Annotated in this window: 15 protein-coding genes and 1 pseudogene; 13 read left to right on the top strand and 3 right to left on the bottom strand. The window is 72.9% G+C overall.

From position 1 onward, the window contains the following. Nucleotides 1–24 precede the first annotated feature (24 nt). The 3 genes and pseudogenes from CP975_RS11495 to CP975_RS11485 form a co-directional block, all read left to right on the top strand. On the top strand, nt 25–1941 hold the full coding sequence (locus CP975_RS11495; protein WP_425474244.1) for a SpoIIE family protein phosphatase: 1917 nt from the start codon (nt 25–27) through the stop codon (nt 1939–1941). An 85-nt stretch (nt 1942–2026) separates the two neighbouring features. Next, on the top strand, nt 2027–3259 hold the full coding sequence (gene hemW, locus CP975_RS11490) for a radical SAM family heme chaperone HemW (protein ID WP_055531618.1): 1233 nt from the start codon (nt 2027–2029) through the stop codon (nt 3257–3259). A 275-nt stretch (nt 3260–3534) separates the two neighbouring features. Further along, nucleotides 3535–4210: pseudogene (locus CP975_RS11485) on the top strand (IS5 family transposase); the annotation flags it as partial. Between the two features lie 109 nt (nt 4211–4319). Here the strand turns inward: CP975_RS11485 and CP975_RS11480 are convergent. The 3 genes from CP975_RS11480 to CP975_RS11470 all read right to left on the bottom strand — a co-directional run bounded on the left by CP975_RS11480 (nt 4320) and on the right by CP975_RS11470 (nt 6490). Continuing rightward, a complete protein-coding gene (locus CP975_RS11480; RefSeq protein WP_030786578.1) occupies nt 4320–4664 on the bottom strand; it encodes a peptidase inhibitor family I36 protein in 345 nt (114 codons plus the stop codon). Between the two features lie 171 nt (nt 4665–4835). Continuing rightward, nucleotides 4836–5711, bottom strand: a complete 876-nt coding sequence (locus tag CP975_RS11475) for a DUF3097 domain-containing protein (protein WP_055536255.1) — start codon at nt 5709–5711, stop codon at nt 4836–4838. 35 nt (nt 5712–5746) lie between these two features. Then, nucleotides 5747–6490 (bottom strand): MBL fold metallo-hydrolase, encoded by a 744-nt coding sequence (locus CP975_RS11470; protein WP_055536254.1) that lies wholly within the window; start codon nt 6488–6490, stop codon nt 5747–5749. Nucleotides 6491–6690: 200 nt separating this feature from the next. Between CP975_RS11470 and hrcA the strand changes: the two genes are divergently transcribed. From hrcA to CP975_RS11420, 10 genes are all read left to right on the top strand, one after another. Further along, nucleotides 6691–7707, top strand: a complete 1017-nt coding sequence (gene hrcA / locus CP975_RS11465; protein ID WP_030783472.1) for a heat-inducible transcriptional repressor HrcA — start codon at nt 6691–6693, stop codon at nt 7705–7707. Further along, a complete protein-coding gene (dnaJ, locus tag CP975_RS11460; protein WP_055536253.1) occupies nt 7708–8844 on the top strand; it encodes a molecular chaperone DnaJ in 1137 nt (378 codons plus the stop codon). Between the two features lie 238 nt (nt 8845–9082). After that, nucleotides 9083–10156 (top strand): nitronate monooxygenase, encoded by a 1074-nt coding sequence (locus CP975_RS11455; RefSeq protein ID WP_055527812.1) that lies wholly within the window; start codon nt 9083–9085, stop codon nt 10154–10156. Next, nucleotides 10153–10899: a 16S rRNA (uracil(1498)-N(3))-methyltransferase gene (locus tag CP975_RS11450; RefSeq protein WP_055527814.1), complete on the top strand. Its 747-nt coding sequence runs from the start codon at nt 10153–10155 to the stop codon at nt 10897–10899. Before CP975_RS11455 ends, CP975_RS11450 begins: the two co-directional genes overlap by 4 nt. Before the next feature lie 81 nt (nt 10900–10980). Further along, on the top strand, nt 10981–11574 hold the full coding sequence (locus tag CP975_RS11445; RefSeq protein WP_150476835.1) for a hypothetical protein: 594 nt from the start codon (nt 10981–10983) through the stop codon (nt 11572–11574). 81 nt (nt 11575–11655) lie between these two features. Beyond that, nucleotides 11656–14865, top strand: a complete 3210-nt coding sequence (locus tag CP975_RS11440; RefSeq protein WP_055527816.1) for a S41 family peptidase — start codon at nt 11656–11658, stop codon at nt 14863–14865. Nucleotides 14866–14932: 67 nt separating this feature from the next. Continuing rightward, nucleotides 14933–15286: a histidine triad nucleotide-binding protein gene (locus CP975_RS11435; protein ID WP_030783491.1), complete on the top strand. Its 354-nt coding sequence runs from the start codon at nt 14933–14935 to the stop codon at nt 15284–15286. Between the two features lie 15 nt (nt 15287–15301). After that, nucleotides 15302–16207 carry a ribonuclease Z gene (locus tag CP975_RS11430; protein WP_055527819.1) on the top strand — a complete coding sequence of 302 codons (906 nt, stop codon included), beginning with the start codon at nt 15302–15304 and terminating at the stop codon, nt 16205–16207. Between the two features lie 35 nt (nt 16208–16242). Further along, nucleotides 16243–17244 carry an adenosine deaminase gene (locus CP975_RS11425; protein ID WP_055527820.1) on the top strand — a complete coding sequence of 334 codons (1002 nt, stop codon included), beginning with the start codon at nt 16243–16245 and terminating at the stop codon, nt 17242–17244. A gap of 155 nt (nt 17245–17399) precedes the next feature. Then, nucleotides 17400–18587 carry a macrolide family glycosyltransferase gene (locus tag CP975_RS11420; RefSeq protein ID WP_055527822.1) on the top strand — a complete coding sequence of 396 codons (1188 nt, stop codon included), beginning with the start codon at nt 17400–17402 and terminating at the stop codon, nt 18585–18587. The last annotated feature ends 63 nt before the right edge of the window (nt 18588–18650 follow it).

The raw sequence follows: 18650 nt of genomic DNA, 5'->3' as shown, positions 1-18650 counted from the left end.
CCCGAACTGCTCAGGAGCCGTACCGTGGGGTTCTTTCCCATGCAAGGGGAGGCCGAATTCCGTGCCTCCGCCAAGGACCCGGAAGGCTCCGGGCCGCCGGCGGTGGTGGGTACGTCGTTGCCCGGAAACCCGGAGACACCGGCCGACGCACGCCAGTTCGTACGCACGGCCCTCGCCGACTGGTCCGAGCTGGGCGTCCCCGCGGCGGCCGGTCTCACCGCCCGTGTCACCGACGACGCCGTGCTGCTGGTCAGCGAGCTGGTCACCAACGCCGTCGTGCACGCGGGTACGGACGTCGAACTGCTGTGCCGGCTCGACGAGGCCGGGCCGGGTGAGGACACGGACGCCCTCGTCATCGAGGTCTCCGACCACCACCCCTCCCGCGCCGTGCGCGGCGAGCCGAAGCCGCTGTCCAGCGGCACCCCCGAGTACGGGAGGGGGCTGCAACTCGTCGCGACCCTCTCCGAGTCCTGGGGCATCACCTACCGCACGGGCACCAAGACCGTCTGGGCCCGGCTGCCCGTCGAGGGCGTCCGGGCCGGCCACGAACCGGAGCCGTACGCGAGCGAGCAGACCCTCCAGCGCGGGCTGTGTGCCGCGGAGATCCTCGCGCCGCTGCCCAAGCGGGTCACCCACGACATGGAGTCGGTCAACCGCGGCGCGCTCAGCTTCCTCGCGGAGGCGTCCGACCTGCTCGCCGGGCAGTTCGACGAGGACCTGGTGGCCGCCCTCGCCGGACAGCTGCTCGTGCCGCGGCTCGCCGACTGGTGCGCGGTCTGGCTCGACGACGCCTCGGAGGGCCCGTCCCGCGCCGTCCCCGGCGCACCGGGCGCCCGGCTCGCCCGCGTCTGGCACACCAGCGAGCACCGCATGGAGGAGCTGCGCCGCGTCCTGGAGAAGGACCCGCCCCGGCTGCCCGAAGCGGCGGGCTCGGGCGCCTGCCCCGTCCCCTGGCCCGGCGACACGTCGGCGGGCGGGATGCCCGGCACGGCACTCGCGTACCGCCTGACCGCGGGCGGCCGCACGCTCGGTACGCTGCTGATCGGCAGGATCGGACTGATCCGCTTCCCCGACGAGGTCACCGGCCTCATCGAGGACTTCAGCCGCCGCGTCGCCCTCGCCGTCAGCACCGCCCGCCGCTACCAGCGCCAGGCCAACATCAGCCAGGTCCTCCAGCGCGGCCTGCTGCCCAGCAAGGTCGCCCAGATCCCCGGCGTACAGAGCGCTCTCGTGTACGAGCCGCGGGACAAGGGCGGGCCCGGCGGCGACTTCTACGACGTGTTCCAGGCGGGCGACGGACGCTGGTGCTTCGCGCTCGGCGACGTCCAGGGCAAGGGGCCCGAGGCCGCCGTCGTCATCGGCCTCGCCCGGCCCTGGCTGCGGCTGCTCGCCCGCGAGGGCTACCAGGTCGCCGAGGTCCTCGACCGCCTCAACCAACTGCTCCTCGACGACGCGACCGAGGCGGCGGACGCGGCGGCCGCGGTCGTCGCCGTCGCGGGCGGCCGGGGCGTGCCGTCCGACGGGGCCACCTCACGCTTCCTCTCCCTCCTCTACGGCGAGCTGATCCCGTACGAAGGGGGCGTGCGCTGCACCATCGCATGCGCCGGGCATCCGCTGCCGCTGCTCCTGTCGCCCGAGGGGGAGGTGCGGGCGGCGGCGTCCCCGCAGATGCTGCTCGGGGTCGTCGACGACGAGACGTACACGAGCGAGAGCTTCGACCTGCGGACCGGCGACACGCTGCTGTGCGTCACGGACGGCGTGACCGAGCGGCGCTCGGGGCGGCTCCAGTTCGACGACGGCGACGGCCTGGCGCAGGCCTTCGCCGACTGCGCGGGGCTCGACGCGGCGCTCGTGGCGGAGCGGATCCGGCGGCTCGTGCACGAGTTCTCGGAGCGGCCGCCGGACGACGACATGGCGTTGCTGGTGCTTCAGGCGGACTAGCTGCTGGTGCTTCAGGCGCACTGGTGGGGCTTGTTCCGCGGCGGACCGGGTGGGGGGGTGTCCCGCGGTGCGGGACAATCGACGTATGCCTTCCGCACTGCCCGATGGTGAGCCCATGCCCGAGGACGGCGCGCTGCCCGCGTCCGCCCTGGAGGGCGCGGCCTCCCGCCCCCTCGGCTTCTACCTGCACGTTCCGTACTGCGCCACGCGCTGCGGCTACTGCGACTTCAACACCTACACCGCGACCGAGCTGCGCGGCTCCGGCGGTGTGCTCGCCTCGCGCGACAACTACGCGGACACCCTCGTGGACGAGGTGCGCCTCGCCCGCAAGGTCCTCGGCGACGACCCGCGGCCCGTGCGGACCGTGTTCGTCGGGGGCGGTACGCCGACGCTGCTGGCCGCGGGGGATCTCGTACGCATGCTGGCGGCAGTCCGGGACGAGTTCGGGCTCGCGGACGACGCGGAGATCACGACCGAGGCGAACCCGGAGTCGGTCGACACGGCGTATCTGAGTGAGCTGCGCGAGGGAGGCTTCAACCGCGTCTCCTTCGGTATGCAGAGCGCGCGACAGCACGTGCTGAAGGTGCTCGACCGTACCCATACGCCGGGCCGGCCCGAGGCGTGCGTCGCCGAGGCGCGGGCGGCGGGCTTCGACCATGTCAACCTCGACCTGATCTACGGCACGCCGGGGGAGACGGACGAGGACTGGCGGGCCTCGCTGGACGCGGCGATCGGGGCCGGTCCTGACCACGTCAGCGCGTACGCCCTGATCGTGGAGGAGGGTACGCAGCTGGCGCGGCGGATCCGGCGCGGCGAGGTCCCGATGACGGACGACGACGTCCACGCGGACCGGTACCTGATCGCGGACGAGGTGCTGGGGGCCGCGGGCTTCGAGTGGTACGAGGTCTCCAACTGGGCCACCTCCGAGGCGGGGCGGTGCCTGCACAACGAGCTGTACTGGCGGGGCGCCGACTGGTGGGGGGCCGGGCCCGGGGCGCACAGCCACGCCGGGGGCGTGCGCTGGTGGAACGTGAAACATCCCGGGGCGTACGCGTCGGCCCTCGCGGCGGGGCGGTCGCCGGGGGCCGGGCGAGAGGTGCTGTCCGCGGAGGACCGCAGGGTCGAGCGGATCCTGCTGGAGCTGCGGCTCCGCGAGGGCTGCCCGCTTTCCCTCCTCAAGGAGGCGGGGCTCGCGGCTGCGCGCCGGGCGCTGGCGGAGGGGCTGCTGGAGCCTGGGCCCTACGCGGGCGGGCGTGCGGTGCTTACGTTGCGGGGGCGCTTGTTGGCGGACGGGGTGGTACGGGACCTGGTCGACTGATGCGGGCGGGGCGCCTGAGGCTGCGGCTTTAGCTCTGCGCCTCCACCGCCTCTGCCCGTCGGGGGCGCCCGGCGCTCACTCTCCCACCAGCCCGCCCGCTCGGTCTCCGGGTGGGCTCTGCGGGAGTGGTTGATGCGGGGTAAACGGGCGGGTGGGTGGGAGAGGCCGTGAAAGTGCCCCGAGGCCAGGTCCCGCTAGGGCCTGTCCGGTGGGTCGTGTGACTGGCTTGTGTCTTGATCGTTCATCTCAGCGTGGGGCGAGGCGATCTGACTGATGCTGATGGCACGTGGGAGAGGGTTCTGCGGGCTGTCCAGGCTGATGCCGACGCGACCGGCGGTATCGACTGGTCGATGGTGAGCGTGGACTCCACGGTGTGCCGGGCTCACCAGCATGCCGCGGGCGCTCGCAGGGAGGCGCCACGCACTCCGGGGAAGGGCAGCCGTCCGGTGCAGCACCGTCCCGACGAGGGCCTGGGCCGTTCCCGGGGCGGGCTGACGGCGAAGATCCCCGTAGTCGGTGAGGGCGGATTGCGGCCGTTGGCCACGCTGGTCACTCCGGGGCAAGGGGGGTGACGCGCCGGAGATGGCTCCGGTCCTGGAAGCGAGTGAGGGTGCATCGCCGGCCGGTGGCGGTCCTCGTACTCGCCCCGGTCATCTGGGCGGCGACAAAGCCTACTCGTCGCTCCGGAATCGCCGATATCTGCGGCGCAGGCAGATCAAGCACACCATTTCCGGGCGAAAGGGCCAACGGGCCAGCCGGAAGCGGCGCGGCAGCGCGGGCGGCAGGCCCACCGGCTTCGACACTACGGTCTACAAGCGTCGCAACGAGGTGGAGCGGCTGATCAACCGGTTGAAGAATTATCGGGCCGTGGCCACCCGCTTCGACAAGAGAGCGTACGTGTTCCATGGCAGCGTGACCGTCGCTTCCGTACGCCTTTGGATTCGTCCCTGATCAGGTGGGCCGATGTCTAAGAAGCGTCTGCTGGGTGCAGCACCGGGCCCCTCCAGCCGTCGCTCACCCACTGAGACTGGAGCAGCCGGAAGGGCCGTCGGCGGCGGGGCTACTGGTTGAAGATGACGGAGCGGAACTTCAGGCCCTCGCCGCCGAAGCCGCTGTACGCCCTCAGGGAGAAGGACTCGCCCTCGCATTCGAGGTCGCTATAGACGGTGACGATGCTGTTGGTGCGGTTACGCGGGGAGTGCGCGGGAGTCGCGCTCGGGTCGGCGACCTCGGCCAGGTCGATGCACTCGCGGCCCTTGGGGTCGTTGAGCCTGGCCTCGATGGTCTTGCCGTCGCGGTTGTAGGTGAAGACGAACTGGCCGGTCGCGGCGTTGGCGGAGGTGGGCAGGGTGACGACGAGCGCGAGCGCGCCCAGGGCGGCGGCGAGGGAAGTACGGAAACGCATGAGGGCATCCTTAGACGGAGGGGTGGATTCCTCCCCAGGCTGTCCATGCCACCACCGACTCAAGACGGGGAGCAGCGAGCTTTCACCCGTTCGCGAACGCCGAAACCTTTCCGCAGCGGCCATGTGGGGGAACCCGGTTCACACCCCGGCCACTGATCTATCGGACAGGCCCTAGGGGAGCGTGACGAAGTCGATCAGTTCCTCGACGCGGCCGAGGAGCGCCGGCTCCAGGTCCTTGTAGCTGCGCACCGAGCCCAGGATCCGCTGCCACGCCGCCCCCGTGTTCGACGGCCAGCCCAGCGCCTCGCACACGCCCGTCTTCCAGTCCCGCCCCCTCGGCACCCTGGGCCACGCGTCGATGCCGACCGAGGACGGTTTCACCGCTTCCCACACGTCGATGTAGGGGTGGCCGACCACCAGGGCGTGCGCGCCGGTGACCTGGGCCGCGATGCGGGACTCCTTGGAGCCGGGGACCAGGTGGTCCACCAGGACGCCGAGGCGCGCGTCGGGGCCCGGGGAGAACTCCGCGACGATCGCGGGCAGGTCGTCGATGCCCTCCAGGTATTCGACGACCACGCCCTCGATGCGCAGGTCGTCACCCCATACTCGCTCGACCAACTCCGCGTCGTGGCGGCCCTCCACGTAGATGCGGCCGGCTCGGGCGACCCTGGCCCGCGCCCCGGGCACGGCCACCGAGCCGGACGCGGTGCGAGAAGGACGTACGGGGGAAGCCGGAGCCGTCGAGGGGCGCACGAGCGTGACCGTCCTGCCCTCCAGGAGGAAACCCCGAGGCTCCATCGGGAAGACCCGGTGCTTGCCGAAGCGGTCCTCCAGCGTCACCGTCGGGCCCTGCGCCGTCTTCTCGCAGCGGATCACCGCCCCGCAGAAACCGGTGCTCAGCTCCTCCACCACGAGGCCGGCGTCCGCCGCCACCTCCGGTACGGGCTTCGGCTTCTTCCAAGGTGGTGTGAGATCGGCGGAGTACATACGGCGCTGCGGGCCCGGAGGGCCCTCGGAGGGGTGGCGGCGGGAGACGGGTGGGCGCATTCCGGCGACGATAGGAAAAAGGCGCGGACCGCCCGCTACGACACGCCGAAGCGGGCCGCCAGTGTGGCGCGCTGCGCACGGACAAAAGCCGCGTCCACCACCGCACCGTGCCCCGGCACATACCGCGCGTCCTCCCCGCCCAGGCCGAGCAGCCGGTCCAGCGCCGCCGGCCACTGCGAGGGCACCGCGTCCGGACCGGCCTGCGGTTCCCCCGACTCCTCGACCAGGTCACCGCAGAAGACGATCTCCCGCCCGCCGTCGCCACCGGCCACCAGGACCACCAGGTCGTGGCCCGAGTGGCCGGGGCCCACGTTCGCGAGGAGGACCTGCACGCCGCCGCCGAGGTCGAGCGTCCACTCGCCGGACACCAAGTGGCGCGGGTGGACGAGGAGGTCCGCCGCCTCCGCCGCGGCCTCCGGGTCCACGCCGTGCCGCACCGCGTCCGCCCGCAGCTCGTCGGCGCCCCTGGCGAACACCGTGTCGATGCCCACCGCGCCGTACACCTCCACCCCCGCGAAGGCCGCGGCCCCGAGGACGTGGTCGAAGTGCGGGTGCGTCAACGCGAGATGCGTCACGCGGCGGCCCCCGCCGAGGATCTCCCCGGCCCGCGTCCGCAGCGCCGCGCCCTCCGCCAGGCTCGACCCCGCCTCGATCATCAGAGCGGCGTCGTCGCCGACGACGAGGCCCGCCGTGCAGTCCCAGACCGGCAGGCGGCACCGCCCCACCCGCGGCGCGAGCCGTTCCCAGCCCGCGGCTTCCCATGCCGGTTCCACATCCATACGGTGACGCTAGCCGCTGTGGTGCGCCTCGGCACGGCCGCTCGGGCGGGCCCGGACGGCTCGATGGGGTCCGGTGGCGTCCGGCCTTGCCGGGGCCGTACCCGACGGCCGTACACTGACCTTTTGACAGGCTGGCACTCACCCGCGTTGAGTGCCAGGCAGGGGACCACCGCGACGGATGACGGCTGGAGGTGTGCGCGATGCTCAGTGAACGCAGGCTCGAAGTGCTGCGCGCCATCGTCCACGACTATGTCGGGACGGAGGAGCCGGTCGGCTCCAAGGCGCTCACCGAGCGGCACAGTCTCGGCGTCTCCCCGGCCACGGTGCGCAACGACATGGCGGCGCTGGAGGAGGAGGGGTTCATCGCCCAGCCCCACACCAGCGCCGGGCGCATCCCGACGGACAAGGGCTACCGCCTCTTCGTCGACAAGCTCGCGGGCGTCAAGCCGATGACCGCGCCCGAGCGGCGCGCCATCCAGAACTTCCTCGACGGCGCCGTCGACCTCGACGACGTGGTGGGGCGCACGGTCCGGCTGCTCGCGCAGCTGACCCGGCAGGTCGCCGTCGTGCAGTACCCGTCGCTCACGCGGTCGACGGTGCGGCACGTGGAGCTGCTCTCGCTCGCGCCGGCCCGGCTGATGCTCGTACTGATCACGGACACGGGCCGGGTCGAGCAGCGGATGATCGACTGTCCGGCGCCCTTCGGCGAGACGTCGCTCGCGGATCTGCGGGCGCGCCTCAACAGCAGGGTCGCGGGCCGCCGCTTCGCGGATGTGCCGCAGCTGGTGCAGGACCTGCCCGAGAGCTTCGAGACCGAGGACCGCGGTACGGTCGCGACGGTCCTCTCCACCCTCCTCGAAACACTCGTCGAGGAGACCGAGGAGCGGCTGATGATCGGCGGGACCGCCAATCTCACCCGCTTCGGACATGACTTTCCCCTCACGATCCGGCCCGTTCTCGAAGCCCTTGAGGAGCAGGTCGTGCTCCTCAAGTTGCTTGGTGAGGTGCAGGATTCGGGCATGGCCGTACGGATCGGTCATGAGAACGCCCATGAGGGCCTCAGCTCCACCTCCGTGGTCTCGGTCGGCTACGGTTCGGGGAGCGAGGCAGTCGCGAAACTAGGCGTGGTCGGACCGACCCGCATGGACTATCCGGGAACGATGGGAGCAGTACGCGCAGTGGCACGTTACGTCGGACAGATCCTGGCGGAGTCGTAAGTGGCCACGGACTACTACGCCGTACTCGGCGTGCGCCGCGACGCTTCCCAGGACGAGATCAAGAAGGCCTTCCGGAGGCTGGCGCGTGAGCTTCACCCGGATGTGAATCCGGACCCGAAGACTCAGGAGCGCTTCAAGGAGATCAACGCCGCGTACGAGGTGTTGTCGGACCCGCAGAAGAAGCAGGTCTACGACCTCGGCGGCGACCCCCTGTCCCAGGCGGGCGGCGGAGGCGCGGGCGGCTTCGGCGCCGGTGGCTTCGGCAACTTCTCCGACATCATGGACGCGTTCTTCGGGACGGCGTCGCAGCGCGGACCGCGCTCGCGCACGCGTCGCGGCCAGGACGCCATGATCCGGCTGGAGATCGACCTCGACGAGGCCGCCTTCGGGACCACCAAGGACATCCAGGTCGACACCGCCGTGGTGTGTACGACCTGTAGCGGTGAGGGTGCCGCGCCGGGGACGTCCGCTCAGACGTGTGACATGTGCCGCGGTCGCGGTGAGGTGTCGCAGGTCACGCGGTCCTTCCTCGGCCAGGTCATGACCTCGCGGCCGTGCCCGCAGTGCCAGGGGTTCGGCACGGTCGTGCCGACGCCGTGCCCGGAGTGCGCCGGTGACGGCCGCATCCGGTCGCGCCGGACGCTGACGGTGAAGATCCCCGCCGGTGTGGACAACGGCACGCGGATCCAGCTCGCGGGCGAGGGCGAGGTCGGGCCCGGCGGCGGGCCCGCCGGTGACCTCTACGTCGAGATCCACGAGCTGCCGCACGACGTCTTCCAGCGGCGCGGCGACGACCTGCACTGCACGGTCACCATCCCGATGACGGCGGCGGCGCTCGGCACGAAGGTGCCGCTGAAGACGCTCGACGGCATGGAGGAGGTCGACATCCGCCCCGGCACCCAGTCCGGGCAGTCGATCCCGCTGCACGGGCGTGGCATCACGCATCTGCGGGGCGGTGGGCGCGGTGACCTCATCGTTCACGTCGAGGTGCTCACGCCGACGAAGCTCGATCCCGAGCAGGAGCGGGTGCTGCGGGAGCTTGCGCAGCTGCGGGGCGAGGAGCGGCCCACGGGGCAGTTTCAGCCGGGGCAGCAGGGGCTTTTCTCTCGGCTGAAGGATGCGTTCAACGGGCGGTAGCGCCTTGGGTGGTGCCGCTTGCCCCCGGCGCGGGGTCTTCCCGTGCCGGGGGCGCTTTGTTGTCTTTCCCGCGGGTGCGTTGTGGTTGCTCGCGCAGTTCCCCGCGCCCCTTACGGGGCTTGTTCGCGCCCCGCGGCGGAGCCGCTTGTGTCACGGCCCCGCGCCCCTTACGGGGCTTGTTCGCGCCCCTTGCGGGGTGCGATTCGGTTGGCTGGTGGGGGCGTGGCACGATGCCGTTATGTCCTCCGTGCTGACCGAGCTGTGTCGCCTTCCGATCGTGCAGGCCCCCATGGCGGGCGGTGCCTCCTGTCCGCAGTTGGCCGCGGCCGTTTCCGAGGCCGGTGGGCTGGGGTTCCTCGCCGCCGGGTACAAGACCGCCGACGGGATGTACCAGGAGGTCAAGCAGTTGCGGGGCCTGACCTCGCGGCCCTTCGGCGTCAATCTCTTCATGCCGCAGCCCGAGTACGCGGACGCCGCGGCCGTCGACGTGTACCGCAGCCAGCTCGCCGGTGAGGCCACCTGGTACGAGACGCAGCTCGGCGACCCGGACAGCGGGCGCGACGACGGGTACGACGCCAAGCTCGCGATCCTGCTCGACGACCCGGTGCCGGTCGTCTCCTTCACCTTCGGCTGCCCGACCCGCGACGTCCTCGACTCCCTCGCGCGCGTCGGCACCCTCACCGTCGTCACCGTCACCACGCCCGAGGAGGCCCAGGCCGCCCAGTGGGCCGGTGCCGACGCCGTCTGTGTGCAGGGCATCGAGGCGGGCGGGCACCAGGGCACCCACAAGGACAACCCCGAGGCCGACGGTGCGGGGATCGGGCTGCTCTCCCTCATCACGCAGGTCCGCGAGACCGTGCAGATTCCCATCGTCGCGACAGGCGGCCTGATGCGCGGCGCGCAGATCGCCGCGGTGCTCGCGGCCGGTGCGGACGCCGCCCAGCTCGGCACGGCGTTCCTGGTCACCCCGGAGTCGGGCGCCAACCTCCTGCACAAGCGGGCCATGACCAATCCGATGTTCCTGCGGACCGAGCTGACCCGGGCGTTCTCCGGACGGCCCGCGCGCGGCCTCGTCAACCGGTTCATGCGCGAGCACGGCCCGTACGCGCCCGCCGCCTACCCCCAGGTGCACCACCTCACCAGCGGCCTGCGCAAGGCCGCCGCGAAGGCCGGTGACGCGCAGGGCATGGCGCTCTGGGCCGGGCAGGGCCACCGGCTCGCCAGGGAACTGCCCGCCGGACAGCTCGTGGAGGTCCTCGCGGCCGAACTGGCCGAGGCCCAGGGCGCGTCGACGCGGGACGGTGCGGCGTGACCGCCCCCGTGTTCGTCGTCGAACGGTTCGACGGGGATGTGCGCGGCGGCGGACGGTACGTACTCGATGGGCCCGAAGGGCGGCACGCCGTCTCCGTGAAGCGGCTGCGCGCCGGTGAGGACGTCGTCCTGACCGACGGCGCCGGACGGTGGGCGGAGTGCGTGGTCCTGGAGACGGAGGGCAAGGACCGGCTCGTCGTGACGATGGGCTCCGTGGCCGAGGAGCCCGAGGCGGAGCCGCGGATCACCGTCGTCCAGGCGCTGCCCAAGGGCGACCGCGGTGAACTCGCCGTCGAGACCATGACCGAGACCGGCGTCGACGCGGTCGTGCCGTGGACCGCGTCGCGCTGCATCACGCAGTGGAAGGGCGAGCGCGGCCTCAAGGCGCTGGCCAAGTGGCGGGCCACCGCGCGCGAGGCGGGCAAGCAGTCGCGCCGCGTGCGCTTCCCGGAGGTGGCGGACGCGGCCTCCACCAAGCAGGTCGCCGCCCTCCTCACGGGCGCCGACTTCGCGGCCGTCCTGCACGAGGAGGGCAGCGAGCCGCTGGCCACCGCGGAACTGCCGGCGAGCGGGCGGATCGTTCTCGTCGTAGGGCCCGAAGGGGGCGTCTCCCCGGACGAGTTGGCGGCCTTCGCCGAGGCGGGCGCCAAGCCGTACCGCCTCGGGCGCAGCGTGCTGCGCACGTCGACCGCCGGGACCGCGGCGACCGCGCTGCTCCTCGGCCGCACCGGCCGCTGGTCCTGACGCCCGCCGCGGCGGGCGCGGGTCGACAGATGGCCGCAAGCGGTCTACCGCACCGGCGCACGGGGTGGCACCCTGCCGCCTATGGGGGCATTGAGGCGGTTACAGCAGCGGAACGTATGGAAACGGCGGAGGCCCATCCTGGGCGCCGTCGGGCTCGTCGGTGTCGCCGCGCTGGGAGCAGGCGCGTGCGAGCCCGTAGGCGGTGATCTGAACACCTCCGCGGTCGCGCTCACCGTCGACGAGATGGGCACCAAGGAGCTGGAGCGGCAGCGTCTCGACGTGGCGTGGATCAGCTGCACGGCCCGCTACCAGGACCGGGTGACGCCCAAGAGCGGCGCTCCGACACCCGAGTCCGTCGTCGAGGTGGACTGTCAGGGCGAGTCCGAGGACGGCAAGGACATCACCATCACGGGCAAGGTGCGCGCCGTCGTCGACGGCAAGTGCGTACGCGGCAACCTCACCGCCAAGGTCGAGGGCAAGGAGTGGTTCCAGGTCGACGTCCTCGGCAACTGCGGGGCGGACGACGGCGACGGTGGCGGCAAGCCCTCCCCGCCGCCCGGTTCCCAGCCGCCGCCCTCCCACGACGAGCCGGAGCCCGGCCCCACCACGACCGTCACGGTGACCGTCACTCCGCACCCGCCGCCCGCGACCTGCGACTGCGCCCCGGGGAAGTGACCGGCGGGCACCGGCGGCGGCCGGGGACGAAGTGATCCAAACCGCTGCCGGGCCGCCCGCCGCCTGCCTAGGCTGGGTGGTGTGACTCAGACTGCGTACCTCCGGTATCCGCACATCCACGGCGAGTTGACCGCCTTCACGGCTGAGGACGACGTCTGGGTCGCCCCCCTCGACGGGGGCCGCGCCTGGCGGGTGAGTGCCGACAACATGCCCGTGAACCACCCCCGCTTCTCCCCGGACGGCACGACCGTCGCCTGGACGTCCAGCCGCGACGGGGCGCCCGAGGTGCACATCGCGCCCGTCGACGGCGGCCCCTCCAAGAGGCTGACGTACTGGGGCACATGGAAGACGGGCGTGCGCGGCTGGACCCCGGACGGGCAGGTCCTCGCCGTCAGCGCCGCGGGCCAGGCCTCCCTGCGCCGCAGCTGGGCGCGGGCCGTGCCGCTGGACGGCGGCCCCGCGGCCACCCTGCCCTACGGCCCGGTCGGCGACGCCGCGCACGGCCCCGACGGGCAGGTCCTGCTGCTCTCCGCCCCCATGGGCCGCGAGGCCGCCTGGTGGAAGCGGTACCGCGGCGGCACCGCGGGCAAGCTGTGGATCCGCGAGGCGGCGGACGCCGAGTTCGTACGCCTGCACGCGGATCTCGACGGGAACATCGAGTACCCGCTGTGGGTGGGGGAACGCGTCGCCTTCCTCTCCGACCACGAAGACGTCGGCGCCCTGTACTCCTCGCTGCCCGACGGCTCCGACCTGCGCCGCCACACGCCCATCGACGGCTTCTACGCCCGGCACGCCGCCACCGACGGCACCCGTGTGATCTATACGAGCGCCGGTCGGCTCTGGCTCCTCGACGACCTGTCCGGCGCCGAGCCGCGCCGCCTCGACATCCGGCTCGGCGGCCAGCGCGCCGACCTCCAGCCGCACCCCGTGTCCGCCGCCCGATGGTTCGGGGCCGCCGCGCCCGACCACACCGGCCGCGGCAGCGCCGTCTCCGTGCGCGGCTCCGTGCACTGGATCACCCACCGCGAGGGACCGGCCCGCGCGCTCGCCGCCACGCCGGGGGTGCGCGCCCGGCTGCCCCGCACCTTCCGCGTGGCCGGTGAGGAGCACGTGGTGTGGGTGACCGACGCGGAAGGCGACGAGGCGCTGGAGTTCGCCCCCGCCACCGGCCCCGCGCCCGGCGCTACCCCCCGCAGGCTCGCCGCGGGACAGCTCGGCCGGGTCCTCTCGCTCGCCATGTCACCGGACGGCGGCCGCGCCGCCGTCGCCTCGCACGACGGGCGCGTCCTGCTCGTCGAGCGGGAGAGCGGCGAGGTCCGCGAGGTCGACCGCAGCGAGGACGGCGAGGTCACCGGGCTGGTCTTCTCGCCCGACTCCGCCTGGCTCGCCTGGTCGCACCCCGGCCCGCGCCCGCTGCGCCAGCTCAGACTCGCCAACACCGCCGACCTGTCGGTGTCCGAGGCGACCCCGCTGCGCTTCCGTGACTACGCGCCCGCCTTCACCCTCGATGGCAAGCACCTCGCGTTCCTGTCCGCCCGCGCCTTCGACCCGGTCTACGACGAGCACGTGTTCGACCTCGCCTTCGTCGGCGGCTCACGGCCCTACCTGATCACGCTCGCCGCGGCCACCCCCTCCCCCTTCGGGCCGCAGCGGCACGGCAGGCCCTTCGAGGGGCAGGACAGCCCAGGAGCCGAGACACCCGACAGCGAGGGCGCGCCCGTCACCCGCATCGACTTCGACGGGCTCGCCGACCGCATCGTCCCGTTCCCCGTCGAGGCCGCCCGCTACACCACGCTGCGCGCCGCCAAGGACGGCCTGCTCTGGCTGCGCCACCCGGTGCGCGGCGTGCTCGGCGCCTCCCGGGCCACCCCCTCCGACCCGGAGCCGCACACCGAGCTGGAGCGCTACGACCTCGCCCAGCGCCGCGTGGAGGAACTGGCCGCCGACGCCGACCACTTCGCGGTAACCGGCGACGGCAAGCGGGTCCTGCTGTGGACCGACGGCAAGCTGAAGGTGGTGCCCAGCGACCGGCGCGCCTCCGGCGACGAGGACAGCGAGTCCAACATCACCGTCGACCTCTCCCGGATCCGCCACACCGTCGACCCGGCCGCCGAGTGGCGCCAGATGTACGAGGAGGCGGGCCGCCTCATGCGGGACAACTTCTGGCGGCCCGACATGGGCGGCGTCGACTGGGACGCCGTACTGGACCGCTACCGCCCGGTGCTCGACCGCGTCGCCACCCACGACGACCTCGTCGACCTGCTCTGGGAGGTCCAGGGCGAACTGGGCACCTCGCACGCGTACGTCACCCCCGGCGGGGGCGGCGGCTCCGCCCACCGCCAGGGCCTCCTCGGCGCCGACCTCTCGCGCGGCGCCGACGGCCAGTGGCGCATCGACCACATCCTCCCCTCGGAGACCTCCGACCCCGCCGCGCAGTCGCCGCTCGCGGCCCCCGGCGTCGCGGTCCGCCCGGGGGACGCGGTGATCGAGGTCAACGGCCGGCCCGTCGACCCCGTCACGGGCCCCGGGCCGCTCCTCGTCGGCACCGCGGGCAAGCCCGTCGAGCTGACCGTCTCGCCGTCGGGCGGCGGAGACCCGCGGCACGCCGTGGTGGTCCCCGTCGACGACGAGGAGCCGCTGCGGTACCACGCCTGGGTCGCCGACCGGCGGCGCTATGTCCACGAGCGCTCGGGCGGCCGCCTCGGCTACCTCCACGTCCCCGACATGCAGGCGCCCGGCTGGGCCCAGATCCACCGCGACCTGCGCGTCGAGGTCGCCCGCGAGGGCCTGGTCGTGGACGTCCGCGAGAACCGCGGCGGGCACACCTCGCAGCTCGTCGTGGAGAAGCTGGCGCGCCGCGTCGTCGGCTGGGACCTGCCCCGCGGCTCACGGCCCCTCAGCTACCCCCTGGACGCGCCGCGCGGCCCCGTCGTCGCCGTCGCCAACGAGTTCTCCGGGTCCGACGGCGACATCGTCAACGCCGCGATCAGGGCGCTCGGCATCGGCCCCGTCGTCGGCACCCGCACCTGGGGCGGCGTCGTCGGCATCGACAGCCGCTACCACCTGGTCGACGGGACGCTGGTGACACAGCCGAAGTACGCGTTCTGGATGGAGGGCCCCGGGTGGGGCGTCGAGAACCACGGCGTCGCCCCCGACGTCGAGGTCGTGACCACCCCGGACGACTACGCGGCGGGCCGCGACCCGCAGTTGGACGAGGCCGTGCGGCTCGCGCTCGCCGCGCTGGCGGAGCACCCCGCCAGGACGGCGCCGGACCTCCCCGGGGCGCCATAGGCCCCGCGTCGCGCCGAGGGATAGCATTCCGTGCGTACCGATCACTGTTCACGAGGAGGCCGGACCCATGGCGGGCGAAGCGCGAAGCGACTGCTTGTTCTGCAAGATCGCCGTGGGTGAGGTGCCGGCGACCGTGGTGCGGGAGACCGAGACGACCATCGCCTTCCGCGACATCAACCCGCAGGCACCGACCCACGTCCTGGTGATCCCCAAGGCGCACCACCCCGACGCCGCCGCGCTGGCCGCCGCCGAGCCGCAGATCGCCGCGGACGTGCTGCGGGAGGCCCAGGCGGTCGCCGCCGAGGAGGGCGCGGAGAGCTACCGCATCGTCTTCAACACCGGTGCGGGCGCCGGCCAGACCGTCTTCCACGCGCACGCGCACGTCCTGGGCGGCCGCGGCCTCCAGTGGCCTCCCGGATAGCGGGGCCACCACCTCTTGTCCGCACGTGAACTGGTGGTGCTCGGCACCGCCAGCCAGGTCCCGACCCGGCATCGCAACCACAACGGCTACGTCCTGCTCTGGGACGGCCAGGGCATCCTCTTCGACCCCGGCGAGGGCACGCAGCGGCAGATGCTGCGCGCCGGGGTCGCCGCCCACGACCTGCACCGGATCTGCGTGACGCACTTCCACGGCGACCACTCCCTCGGCCTCGCCGGGGTGATCCAGCGCATCAACCTCGACCGGGTCCCGCACCCGGTCACCGCCCACTTCCCGGCCTCCGGGCAGCGCTTCTTCGACCGGCTGCGGTACGCCACGGCCTACCGCGAGACCGTGGCGCTCACCGAGGCCCCGGTCGCCGCCGACGGGCCGCTGGCCGCCGCCCCCTCGTACACCCTCGACGCGATGAAGCTCTCCCACCCCGTCGAGTCGTACGGCTACCGCCTGACCGAACCGGACGGACGCCGCATGCTGCCCCGGCTGCTCGCCGAGCGCGGCATCAGGGGACCCGACGTCGGGCGGCTCCAGAAGGAGGGCGTCCTCGGCGGCGTCACGCTGGAAGAGGTCAGCGAGGTGCGGCGCGGCCAGCGGTTCGCCTTCGTGATGGACACCCGGCTCTGCGACGGCGTGTACGCGCTCGCCGAGGGCTGCGACATGCTCGTCATCGAGTCGACGTTCCTCGACGAGGACGAGCAACTGGCCATCGACCACGGTCACTTGACGGCCAGTCAGGCGGCGCGCGTCGCCGTCGACGCGGGGGTGCGGCATCTCGTACTGACGCATTTCAGCCAGCGCTACTCCGACCCGGGCGTCTACGAACAGCAGGCCCGCGCCGCCGGGTTCGACGGCGAACTCACCATCGCGCGCGACCTGTTGCGCGTCCCGCTGCCCAAGCGGACCTGAACCCCCCACCCGAACGACCCGAGCGAGACCGCACCATGCCGATCCCCAAGGCCGAACTCCACCTCCACATCGAAGGCACCCTCGAACCCGAACTCGCCTTCGAACTCGCCGCGCGCAACGGCGTCGAACTGCCCTACGCCGACACCGAGGAGCTGCGCAAGGCCTACCTCTTCGACGACCTCCAGTCCTTCCTGGACCTCTACTACGGCCTGATGGCCGTGCTGCGCACCGAGGCCGACTTCGAGGACCTCGCCGACGCCTACCTCGCGCGCGCCGCCGCCCAGGGCGTACGGCACGCGGAGATCTTCTTCGACCCGCAGGCGCACATCGCGCGCGGCGTCCCCATCGCCACCGTCATCGAGGGCCTGGCCCGCGCGCTGGACCGGAGCGAGGAGCGGCACGGCGTCTCCACCCGGCTCATCATGTGCTTCCTGCGCGACCAGTCCGCCGAGTCCGCGATGGAGACCCTGCACGCCGCCCGGCCCCACCTCGACCGGATCATCGGCGTCGGCCTCGACTCGGCGGAGGTCGGCCACCCGCCGGCCAAGTTCAAGGAGGTGTACGAGGCCGCCGCCGCCCTCGGGCTGCGGCTCGTCGCCCACGCCGGCGAGGAGGGCCCGCCCGCCTACATCACCGAGGCCCTGGACGTGCTGCGCGTCGAGCGCGTCGACCACGGCCTGCGCTGCATGGAGGACCCGGAGCTGGTCGAGCGCCTGGTCCGCGAGCGGGTGCCGCTCACCCTGTGCCCGCTCTCGAACGTCCGGCTGCGCGCCATCGACGTACTCGAAGAGCACCCGCTGGCGCGGATGATGGACGCCGGGCTGATGTGCACGGTCAACTCCGACGACCCCGCCTACTTCGGCGGCTACGTCGACGACACCTTCCACGCCGTCCGCGAGGCGCTCGGCATCGACCAGGAGCGGTTGCGCACCCTGGCGCGGAACTCCTTCGAGGCGGCCTTCCTCGACCGGGACGCCGCGGACGAGGCGCTGCGGGCGCGGTACCTCGCCGAGGTCGAGGCTTATTCGTTCGACTGACCGACGGGCCCGGGGCTACGGTCCTGGCATGGACACCATCGCGCAGATCTACGGCTGACACGGCCTCCCGTGGCCCCGCCCGCCCTTCGGGGCCGGGGCGGCGGCCCGCCGTGCCGTGTCCGCACCCGTAGCTTTCTGTAGCCGAAGGATCCCTCATGTCATCCCGTGGTCCCTCCCGCCGCCGTGCCCATATCGCCATGATCGGCGTCCCGATGGTCAGCCATGTGCTGCCCGGCCTGGAGATCGTCCGTGAGCTGGCCGCACGCGGCCACCGCGTGACGTACGCCAACGACCCGGCCGTCGCCCACCTGATCGAGCCCACCGGCGCCGAACTCGTCCCGTACGACTCGACGCTCCCGCACCGCGACAACATCTGGCCCGACGACCCCATCGAGACCGGCGCGCTCTTCCTCGACGACGCGATGGCGGTGCTCCCGCGGCTGCGCGCGGCGTACGACGACGATCCCGCGGACCTCTACCTCTACGACATCGGCGCCTACGTCGCCCGGGCGCTCGCCGAGGCCCAGGGGCGACCGCTCGTGCAGCTGTCGCCGACCTACGTGGCCTGGGGCGGGTACCAGGAGGACATCGGCGCGGCCCTCGCGCGGCTTCCGGGGGCCGCTGCCCTGGAGGCCCGCTTCAAGGACTGGCTCGCCGGGTGCGGGGCCACCACGCTCGACGTCGCCCGGTTCTCCGGCATACCGCCGCGGGCGCTGGCCACGATCCCGCGGGCCATGCAGCCGCATGCCGAAACGGTCGGCCCGCACGTCGACTTCGTCGGGCCCTGCCTCGGGGACCGGCTCGCGAGGCAGGGGAGCTGGACGCGTCCGGAGGGCGCCGAAAAGGTGCTGCTGGTCTCGCTCGGCTCGGCGTACACCGAGCAACCCGAGTTCTACCGGCGGTGCGTGGGCGCCTTCGGGGGGCTGGCGGGTTGGCATGTCGTCCTCCAGGTCGGCAGGCACGTGGACCCGGTCGAGCTGGGGGACATCCCCTCGAACATCGAAGTGCATTCCTGGGTGCCGCAGTTGGCCGTCCTGGAGCAGGCCGACGCGTTCGTCACCCACGCGGGCATGGGGAGCAGCTCCGAGGGGCTGTACTGCGGGGTCCCGATGATCGCCGTGCCACAGGGGGCCGAGCAGCCGCTGAACGCGGACCGGCTGGTGGAGCTGGGCGTCGCCCGCAGGATCGACACCGTGGACGCCACGGCGGACACGCTACGGGCGGCGCTCTTGCGGCTGACCTCGGATCCAGAGGTCGCGGGACGCTGCGCGCGGCTGAGGGCGGAGGTGCGGGGCGAGGGAGGTGCCTCGCGGGCGGCGGACCTGATAGAGGCCGAGCTCTAGCGCCGCGCTGCTTGGGCTGTTGACCGGCCGCGGCGTCGCCGTGGCCGGTCGCGCAGTTCCCCG

Source organism: Streptomyces alboniger, from assembly GCF_008704395.1.
Lineage (GTDB): Bacteria > Actinomycetota > Actinomycetes > Streptomycetales > Streptomycetaceae > Streptomyces > Streptomyces alboniger.
Note: the sequence above shows the minus strand (reverse complement) of the source record. Positions and strands in the feature narration are given on the sequence as shown.